Raw genomic sequence first — 867 nt, 5'->3', positions numbered from 1 at the left:
CACGTCGGCGTCGACCTGGAGGCCGCGACCGACGCGCTCCCCGAGACGACCGGCCTCCAGCTGAACCCCGGGACGCTGGTCGGTACGATCGACGCGCCGCCGAGTGAGGTTCGCGAAGAGTTCCGGTCGATGGAGCGTGTCTACCCGAACACGCTCGCGTCGATCCAGTACGACGTCGTCGACGGCGAGCGCGTCTGGGAGGTCGGCTCCTACGCGTATCGACCCGAGGGCTTCTTCGGGATGTGGCAGTACCACCTCCGACTCACGCCGGCGGACGGTGGGCGACAGACGCGCCTCTGGACACACTACGAACGGAGCGCGTGGCGGGCGCCCGTCCGGCACTACCGCGGCGAGGGCTGGGACGCGGAGGAGGGCGTGCGGGAGATCGCGTCGCTGTTCGCGAGCGATGAGCGGTTCGAACCGAGAGAGTAGTATTGTACGCCGAAACTGCTACTGATTCACTTTGTTCTTTTAGATAGTACAAGAGCCGTTGAGAGGTTCTAAGAACCTGTATTTTTTCAGGGCAAGGTTCATTATGGGGGCATTATAATTATACGACGGAGACACCCGCCACCACACCAGTCTCCACCCACAGTCAGGCTACGAGCCTACTGAAAAAAGGAGAAGGTTCGTCGAGAGCTACTCGACGTCGGCCATGACGGCAGCCATCACGAGGACGGTCCCAACACCGTGTCCAAGGGCGATCAGGACCGCACCAGCCGCGATGGCTGTCCGCCGTGTTTTCGGAGTGATTGTTTCACCCCCAGGGACATCTTAGTCCAGCGCTCTCCCCTGAGGCGCCCGCAACCAGATGGTCACTTGCGGACGAGTGAACGCCGCTATCGGCTGAAGGGAAGCAACACGTAT

The 867-nt window shown here is 61.9% G+C and carries 1 protein-coding gene; it reads left to right on the top strand.

Annotation, left to right across the window (positions count from 1 at the left end):
* Positions 1-432, top strand: a 432-nt coding sequence (locus DVK07_RS19880; RefSeq protein WP_121598545.1) for a hypothetical protein, incomplete at its 5' end; no start/stop codon positions are given.
* Between the last annotated feature and the right edge of the window lie 435 nt (positions 433-867).

Source organism: Halorubrum sp. Atlit-26R (genome assembly GCF_003666015.1).
Taxonomy (GTDB): domain Archaea; phylum Halobacteriota; class Halobacteria; order Halobacteriales; family Haloferacaceae; genus Halorubrum.
Note: the sequence above shows the minus strand (reverse complement) of the source record. Positions and strands in the feature narration are given on the sequence as shown.